We start from the raw sequence: 8,070 nt of genomic DNA on the forward strand, positions 1-8,070 counted from the left end.
ACACGAATGACGTCTTTCATGCGAAACGCGCATAGTATGTGGTCGTGGACCTGATCGGGAGTTGCCGGGCGTTCGTGAGCGTGAGCGAGGCCGGGACGTTCACCGCCGGAGCCGCGCTCGCGCGCATCCCGCAACCGGTGGCGAGCCGCCGGATCGCCGCGCTGGAACGGCATTTCGGCGAGCGGCTGTTCGACCGCTCCACCCGGCGCGCCCTGCTCACCCCGTTCGGGCGGGACATGTTGCCGTCGGCGAAACGGCTGGTGGCCTTGGCCGACACCCTGGAGCACGACGCGCGGCGCGCCAGGCAGCGGCCGATGCGGCTCGCGATGCCGGAAACCTGCACCGTCCGCGAACTCGCCGAACTCGACGCGGCCGCGCGGGCGGTGGACGTCTTCCTGGAGTTCCGGCAGGCGCCGCCGCGGGAACGGGCGGAACTCGTGCGCACGCAGGAGGTCCGCGCCGCGCTCACCGCCGTCCCCGGCGAGGAGGGCAGCTGGAAGGTGCCGCTCGGGCTGGCGGGCGGAGGCAGGCCGCGGGCGGACGTCCTCCATCTGGAAACGCTGCGGGTCGGCCGGTCCGGCCGTTCGCCTCGGCGGGTTTGGATCCAGCCGGAAGACGACGTCCCGCATCTGCGCGACCGCCTCTTCCGGATCCGTGACGCGGTGGGATTGCGGCCCGCGCAGGTGTCGGTCGCCGATTCGCTCACCGCGGCCGCCGCGGCCGTGTTCGGTTCGGACGATCTGCTGCTGTGCTCGGCGGCGCAGGCCACCGACCTCGGCTTGACCTGGCGGACCATCGGGGAGATCCGGCTCGTGCGCGGATTCGAGATCACGACGGGGCCCGGCGAGGACGCCCAGCGGCTCCGGGCACGATTGGGGCCGGACATCGCCCGCTGTCTCGGCGCGGAGGAGACGACGTGAACACGGAAACGCTGCTCATGCGGCTGCGCGCCGATTTGGCCGACGGCGGCCTGCGGGGTTCGTTCCTCGTGCGCGATCTGCGGACCGGTCACGAGGTGGGCATCGATCCCGACCTCGAATTCCCGAGCGCCTCCCTGGTGAAGATCCCGCTCGCCGCGGCGACCCTGGAGCGGATCCGGCGGGGCGAGCTGGACGGCGCGGCGGCGCTCGACGTCGAGCCGGGGCGGGCCACCGCGCCGGGGCCGACCGGGCTGACGCGGTTCCGGCATCCGGCCAGGGTGGCGATCGACGACCTGCTCTACCTGACGATGGCCATCAGCGACGAGACCGCCGCGGACGCGCTGTTCGCGCTGACGCCGCCCGCCGAGGTCACCAGGATGACGCGCGATTGGGGCATCACCGGGATCACCGCGCGGCATCCGGCCGCGGATCTCAGCGACACCCCTGCCGAACGCTTCGACCCCGCCGACGTCCACCTCGCGCACGCGCTCGCGATCAACGCGGGCACCGCGGGGCGAGGCCATCCCGTTCCGCAGCTCGACGTCACGCGCGCGAGCTCCGGTTCGGCCCGCGCGTTCGTGAACCTGCTCGAAGCGCTGTGGAAGCCGTCCAAAGTGGACGAACAGGTGGCGGCGCGGGTGCGTGAGCTCATGGGGCTCAACCTGTTGCGGCAACGGCTGAGCCCGGATTTCGTCTCCGATGCCACGAAATGGTCGTCCAAGACGGGCACCGTGCTGAACCTGCGGCACGAGGTCGGGGTGGTCGAACACGCCGACGGCGGGATGTTCGCGATCGCCGCGCTGACCGAGTCCAAGGTGTCCGCGGCGATCCAGCCGGAGGCCGAAGTTCTGATGGCCCGCGTGGCGCGGGAGCTGCGGGATCACCTGCGCGAGGGCTGATGTCACGTTCTTCGCCGCTGCCCGGTTCTTGAGGGAAAGGACCGGCGGAGTGGAGGATCGGCATGAAGGTCGTCATCGTGTGCGTTTCGGTGTCCCACGGCAACACGCGAAGGGTCGCCGACGTCATGGCGGGGGTGCTCGGCGCCCGCGTCGTCAGCCCAGGGGAAATCGAGCCGGCCGACCTCGATTCCTGTGACCTGGTGGGATTCGGCTCGGGGATCTTCGGCATGGACTTCCATCCGCGCCTGCTCCGGTTCGTCCGGGAGCTGCCAGGGGAGCAGCGGCGGAAGGCGTTCGTGTTCACCACGAGCGGGCTGCCCGAACCGCCGTTTCGGCGCTACCTTCGCCGCCTGGCGCGGCTGCTCGGTCACAAGGGATTCGACGTGGTGGGCACCTTCTCGTGCCGCGGTTTCGACACCTGGCTCCCGTTCAAGCTCGTCGGCGGCATCGGCAAGAACCGGCCCGGTACGGCGGATCTCGACGCGGCGCGGCGATTCGCCGAAAGCCTCGCCGGCTGAGGCGGAACGTGAGCAGGCCCGGTCCGTGGTCGCGTCCCGTCCCAGCTCCCGAGACCTCCCGCCGGGCGGGCAAAAGCGAGTACCCGAGAACTGAGGAAATGCTCATAATAGTGCTATGACCTGCATAAACATTGAGATTTCGCGATGATCCCGCGCCTCAAGGCCCCGGTCTCGCGGAAGATGATCACGCTGGAGGTGCGGGAGCGCGTCAGCCTCAGCCCGAGCTTCGCGTCGGTCACCTTGGGCGGTCCGGAGCTGAAGGACCTCGTCGTCACGGGCGCGGACCAGACGGTGCGGCTGTTCTTCCCCCGCGAGGGACAACGCGGGCTGCGGATGCCCACCTTTTCGAACGAGACGTGGATGCCGGAGCTGATGCTGCTGCCCAAATCGGTCCGGCCTTGGGTGCGCACGCTCACCATCCGCCGGGCGAGACCCGCCGACGACGAGGTCGACATCGAGTTCGCCCTCCACGGGAATTCGCCGATGAGCGAGTGGGTCCGCCGCGTGCGACCGGGCGATCCGGCCGGGATCTTCGACATGGGCATTACGTACCGGCCACCGGACGACGTCGAAGGGCAGCTCATCGTCGCCGACGAGAGCGCCCTTCCCGCCGCGTTGGCGATCCTCGACGACGCTCCGGAATCCCTTGCCGCGCAGGTGTTCCTGGAGGTGCCCACCGCTGCGGACATCCGGCGGTACGACACGGCCGACGGGGTCCGCGTCCACTGGCTCAGCAGGGACGATCCGGAACTCCGGCCGGGAACCCTGGCCCTGGAGGCGGTCCAGCGGGCATCGCTGCCGCACGGCCGGTTCTACACCTGGGTCGCGGGGGAGTCCCGGCTGGCGACGTCGCTGCGCCGCCACCTGGTGTCCGAGCGAGGTGCGGCGAAGGCGGACATCTCGTTCGCCGGGTATTGGCGGCACGGCTGGTCCAGCCCGGGTTGACCGTTCGTGTCGAGATCCCGCCATGTCGGGTATCCGCCAGCCCGTGGCCGTGTGGGAAACCTGATCACCGGTCTTTACTTCACGTACGGACGTCGGGGGGCTCCTGTCGAAAGGGATCATGGTGATCAGTAGTACGAGAAAGACGCGGAGAGGCACGGTGGCCGTGGTCGCCGGTGCGTTCCTGGCCTCGGGCCTGGTGCTCGCCCCCGCCGCGGGTGCGGCTCCCGCGGTCAAGGCCGAGCCGGACACCGCCGCGCTCGCCGGTGCGCTGACCAAGCAGGCCGTGGCCTGGGGCGAATGCTCGTTCCCGTCCGTCGCGCCGGCGACGGAAGCGGAACTGAAGAAGGTCAAGGGCCTGGCCTGCGCCACGGTCCAGGTGCCGCGGGACTGGCACAACCCGCAGGACGGCAACACGATCGGCGTCCGCGTCTCCAAGACCGGGACCGCCTACCCCGGCACCGGCAGGCAGGGCATCGCGCTGGTCAACCCCGGCGGGCCCGGCGGCGAAGGCCTCCCGTGGGGCGCCGCGATGGCGATGCGCAGCCCCGTGCTGGCCTCGCAGTACGACTTCGTCGGCTTCGACCCGCGTGGTGTCGGCCAGAGCACCCCGCTGACCTGTAGCTACACCGTCCCGGACAGCACGGATCAGAACGTGATCAGCCGGGCGAAGGTCGAAGGCTGCCTGAAGAACCCGCTGACGAAGTTCATCACCACCGAGCAGACCGCGTACGACATGGACTTCATCCGCGTGCTGCTCGGCGAGAAGAAGACCAGCTACATCGGCTACTCGTACGGCACGTGGCTCGGCACCTGGTACGCCACCACATTCCCGAGCAAGGCGCATCGGTTCCTGCTCGACTCGTCGACCGACGCGAGCCGCCCGACCCTGGAGAAGACCTGGGACCTGCAGCCGCGCAGCCGCGACCGCCAGTTCCAGGAGGCGTTGCTGCCCTACGTCGCGCGCAACGACGCCAAGTACAAGGCGGGCACCGACCCGATGGAGATCCGCCGCAACTGGGAGAAGGCGGGCGGCACGCGGGAATTCGCGGGCATGCTCTACGCCGCGTGGTTCATCATCCCGGCGATGTACGACACCACCCAGTACCCGTCGGCGGCCTCCATGGTGGCCGCGCTGGCGAAGGGACCGGCGCCCACCGGGACCGACGCGGAGAAGCTGGAGCAGGTCGTCGCGAAGGCGCTCGCCACCCCGGGCCTGACCGACGCGAACAAGGCGTTCCTGAACAAGGCCAAGGGCAACGCGCTCGAGGCCATCGCGAAGAAGGACTCGGTCGAGCGCAAGGCCTCGTACCAGGGCGGCGCCGAGGTCGAGACCTGGGACGCGGCGTTCGAGGCGATCCGCTGCCAGGACGGCCAGTGGAACCAGAACCTGCACTACTGGACCTACTGGCAGGCCGACCTGACCGTGAACGCGCCGTTCATCGCGCCGATCATGGCCTTGTCTGGCGCGCCGCTGTGCGCGTTCTGGCCGACCACCAACGCCAAGCCGGCGCCGGACGCCAAGACGTTCCCGAAGCTGCTGATCGCGCAGACCGAACTCGACGCGGCCACGCCGTACGAGGGCGCGCTCGCCACCGCGAACGGCCTGCCGGGCGCGAAGATGATCAGCGTCGACAACGAAGGCAGCCACGGGATCTTCCCGTACAACACCGACTGCGTCGACGACCCGATCGTCGCCTACTTCCAGACCGGTTTCACGCCGAAGAAGAAGTTCACCGGCTGCCAGGGCCTGCCCTTGCCCGGTGAGGACAAGACGGTCGAGGTCGGCGGCAACCTCGGGCACGACGGGAAGATCAAGATCAAGATGATCACACCCCAGGTGCGCAAGGCGAACGAGATCGTCCGTGAGCTGCTCGAAGGCACCGCCACGCCGGAAGCCGACGAGAAGGGCATGCCTGCCAACGCCTGATCCCCGGCAGCGTCGCACAAGGGCTCCCGCGGGCCGATCCGGCCCGCGGGAGCTTCTTCGGCGATCCGTGACGGTTTCGTTATCGGTCCAGCCGCACGATCCGGCCGCTTTCCCCCTCAAGAAGGGTGAGGCGTGACATCGATGTCACGTCGATCGATCCTGGGCGGGGGAGGAGAAGCGCCATGCTCGCCGAGTCGCGAGGCCTGTCGGTGGAGGCCGAGCAGCTGTACCGGGCCCTGCTGGAGGGGCGCCCGGGCCCGCCCGGCGCCGAACTGGCGGAGCTGGAGCGGTTCGGCCTGATCCGCGCCGGCGCGTCCGGCGTCGAGGTGTGCCCGCCGCGTGCGGCGCTGTCGGCGTTCGCGGCGCAGCACGAGGCCGCGGCCGTCCGCGCGCGGGAAGCGGCCGAGGTGCTGGGCGCGGCGTACTCCCTGAGGACCGGCCGGGACGCGGACTTCGTCGAGGTGCTGCGGAGTGGGGACGAGGTGATCGCCACCTTCGAGGCCATGCAGACGCAGGCCGGCGTCGACATCGTCGCGCTGGACCCCGGGTCGTACATGAGCCCGAAGGCCGAAGTGAGCACGGTGCAGCCGGGCTCGATGGCGCGCGGCATCGCGTACCGCGTCGTCTACGACTCGGCCGTGTTGCGGACCGACGACGGATTCGCCCAGGTGCAGTCGAGTATCGCGCTCGGGGAGCAGGCCCGGGTGTTCCCCAGGCTGCCGCTGAAGCTGGTGATCGCCGACAGCAACAAGGCGCTGATCGCCGTCCCGAACTCCGACGCCGGTGACGTGCTGGCCCTGCTGATCCATCCGTCGATGCTGCTGAGCGCGCTGATCGAGCTGTTCGAATCGTTCTGGCGGATGGGTGTCCCGGTACGGGCGGGTGGTCCGGAAGACGCGGAGGCGACGCAGGAACCGACCGTCGCCACACGCCGTCTGCTCGCGTTGCTGAGCGGAGGCCTGACCGACGAGGCGATCGCGCGCGAGCTCGGCGTCAGTGAGCGCACGGTCCTGCGGCGGATCAGCCGCCTGCAGCAACTGCTGGGCGCACAGACCCGTTTCCAACTGGGCGCGCAGGCTTCGCGGCAGGGATGGTTATAGCGCGAGTGTGAACGGGAGTCCGAGGAATTGTCACGGGAGTGTGGGGCCGGGTTTCGCGAGTGGTAAAGACGGTGCTCGGGGTCTCGGACTCGCGTGATCGGAGACGGATCTCGTGTGATTGGAGGCGTATCTCGCGTGAGTAGAGGGCGCACACCCGAGTGCGGCCTCCGATCACGTGAGTTACGCCTGCAATCACGCGAGTTCGGTGTCTGATCACGCGAGTCACTACTTCGCCCCGGCCGCGAACCGTCTTCACTCACGAGGAGCCGAAATGCGAGCGACGCTCCTCATGATCGGGCTCGGGGCGTTCGTCACCACCCTCGACAACACGATCGTCGCGGCGGGCGCGCCTTCGCTCGCCAGGGAACTCGGGCTCGATCTGCCCACGCTGCAGTGGGTGAGCATCGGCTACATGCTCCCGTTCGCCGGGTTGCTGCCGGTGGCGGGGACGCTGGTGGACCGCTGGGGCCAGGCCGCGACCCTGCGGGCCGGGCTGCTCGCGTTCGGCGCCGGGGCGGCTGTCGGAGGGTTCGCCACGACGGCGTGGCTCGTCATCGCCGCGCGGATCCTGCAAGGCGCGGCGGCGGCGTTCCTGGTCCCGGCCCTGCTCAGCCTGCTCCGCACCGACCTCGACGCGCGAAGACGGGCGGTCGGCGCGACGGTCTGGACCGCCTGCCTCGCGGTCGCCCTGGCGCTCGGCCCCACGCTCGGCGGCGTGCTGAGCGAATATCTGGGCTGGGGCTGGATCTTCTTCGTCAACCTCCCGTTCGTGGCGGCGATGCTGATGCTGGTGCGCAGGGTCGCCCTCGCTGAGCGTGATCCGGCGACCGGACGACCCGCGGTGCTGTCCATGCTGGTGGTGACCACCGCGATGGTCCTGGTCACCGCCGCCGTGGTGGAGCTGAGCGCGGTGCTCTGCGCGGCGGGGACGGCCTTCGCGATCTGGTTCGTGGTCAGGGAAAGACGCGCGCGCGTGCGGCTGGTGCCGGCGGCACTGACCGGAACGCGGGTGTTCACCGGCGCGCTCACCGTGCAGTTGCTGTGGGGACTGGGGGTTTCCGGGGTGTTCTTCTTCACGCCGTTGCTGCATCAGGAATCCCTCGGCCTCGGGCCGATGCTCGCCGGATTGCCGCTGGTCGTGGTGGCCGTCGCGGTCGTCGCCGCCACACCGCTGGTGCCCTGGGCGGTACCACGGTGGGGTCCACATCGGACGGTCGCGGTCGGGCTGGCCACGGTGGCAGCCGGATTGCTGGCGCTCGCCGCGGTCAACCATCTGCCGGAAATCCCGCCCAGGATTCCCGGGCTGGTGCTGATCGGTGCCGGATCGGCCCTGACCACCCCGTTGACCTCGTACGCGCTGGAGATCGTCGCCGAACGGCACGCGGGCACGGCCTCCGGACTGCTCACCGCGTCCCGCGAACTGTCGAGCGCGCTGGGCGTCGCGCTGATCGGGGTCGTCCTGTCGGTGGTCCGTACGGCCCGGCTCGACGAGGGCGCCGCGGCCGCGCTGGCGGACGGCTACACGGCCGGGCTGCTGACCGCGGCGGCACTGCAACTCGCCGGAGCGCTCCTCGCGCTCCGGCTCCTGAATCCCCGAAGTTCGTCCCGAAGTGACAAGCCGGGTGCCCCCTTTCTCACTTCGCGGTGAGCACGTCCGAGCGGGCAACGGCGTTCCATCATCCTTTCATTGACACCCTTCCCGGGACGTCCATACAGTTCCGGGCAGACAAAGAACGGTCTCCGGAATGGAATCCGCTTTCG

Annotated in this window: 7 protein-coding genes; all 7 read left to right on the forward strand. The window is 69.9% G+C overall.

The genetic code is table 11. From position 1 onward, the window contains the following. Positions 1 to 38: 38 nt before the first annotated feature. The 7 genes from AORI_RS57955 (at position 39) to AORI_RS57985 (ending at position 7,957) form a co-directional block, all read left to right on the forward strand. Entirely contained in the window at positions 39 to 920 is an 882-nt protein-coding gene (locus AORI_RS57955; RefSeq protein WP_016333749.1) for a LysR family transcriptional regulator, read from the forward strand. Further along, a complete protein-coding gene (locus AORI_RS57960; RefSeq protein ID WP_016333750.1) occupies positions 917 to 1,819 on the forward strand; it encodes a serine hydrolase in 903 nt (300 codons plus the stop codon). The genes AORI_RS57955 and AORI_RS57960 overlap by 4 nt, the downstream gene beginning before the upstream one ends. A gap of 62 nt (positions 1,820 to 1,881) precedes the next feature. After that, positions 1,882 to 2,337, forward strand: a complete 456-nt coding sequence (locus AORI_RS57965; RefSeq protein WP_016333751.1) for a flavodoxin family protein — start codon at positions 1,882 to 1,884, stop codon at positions 2,335 to 2,337. 144 nt (positions 2,338 to 2,481) lie between these two features. After that, positions 2,482 to 3,282, forward strand: coding sequence for a siderophore-interacting protein (locus AORI_RS57970; RefSeq protein ID WP_016333752.1), 801 nt, complete (start codon positions 2,482 to 2,484; stop codon positions 3,280 to 3,282). A gap of 157 nt (positions 3,283 to 3,439) precedes the next feature. Then, positions 3,440 to 5,209, forward strand: coding sequence for an alpha/beta hydrolase (locus tag AORI_RS57975; protein WP_016333753.1), 1,770 nt, complete (start codon positions 3,440 to 3,442; stop codon positions 5,207 to 5,209). A gap of 182 nt (positions 5,210 to 5,391) precedes the next feature. Further along, positions 5,392 to 6,309 (forward strand): helix-turn-helix transcriptional regulator, encoded by a 918-nt coding sequence (locus tag AORI_RS57980; protein ID WP_016333754.1) that lies wholly within the window; start codon positions 5,392 to 5,394, stop codon positions 6,307 to 6,309. Between the two features lie 271 nt (positions 6,310 to 6,580). Further along, complete coding sequence (locus AORI_RS57985; RefSeq protein ID WP_016333755.1) at positions 6,581 to 7,957, forward strand: MFS transporter; 1,377 nt, start codon at positions 6,581 to 6,583, stop codon at positions 7,955 to 7,957. Positions 7,958 to 8,070 lie beyond the last annotated feature (113 nt).

Origin of the sequence: Amycolatopsis keratiniphila, from assembly GCF_000400635.2 — a bacterium.
GTDB classification, from domain to species: Bacteria; Actinomycetota; Actinomycetes; order Mycobacteriales; family Pseudonocardiaceae; genus Amycolatopsis; species Amycolatopsis keratiniphila.

Bases quoted from the DNA above. Each gene is read 5' to 3' on its own strand.
- AORI_RS57980 (WP_016333754.1), top strand. From the start codon at position 5,392: ATGCTCGCCGAGTCGCGAGGCCTGTCGGTGGAGGCCGAGCAGCTGTAC.
- AORI_RS57985 (WP_016333755.1), top strand. From the start codon at position 6,581: ATGCGAGCGACGCTCCTCATGATCGGGCTCGGGGCGTTCGTCACCACC.
- AORI_RS57965 (WP_016333751.1), top strand. From the start codon at position 1,882: ATGAAGGTCGTCATCGTGTGCGTTTCGGTGTCCCACGGCAACACGCGA.
- AORI_RS57970 (WP_016333752.1), top strand. From the start codon at position 2,482: ATGATCCCGCGCCTCAAGGCCCCGGTCTCGCGGAAGATGATCACGCTG.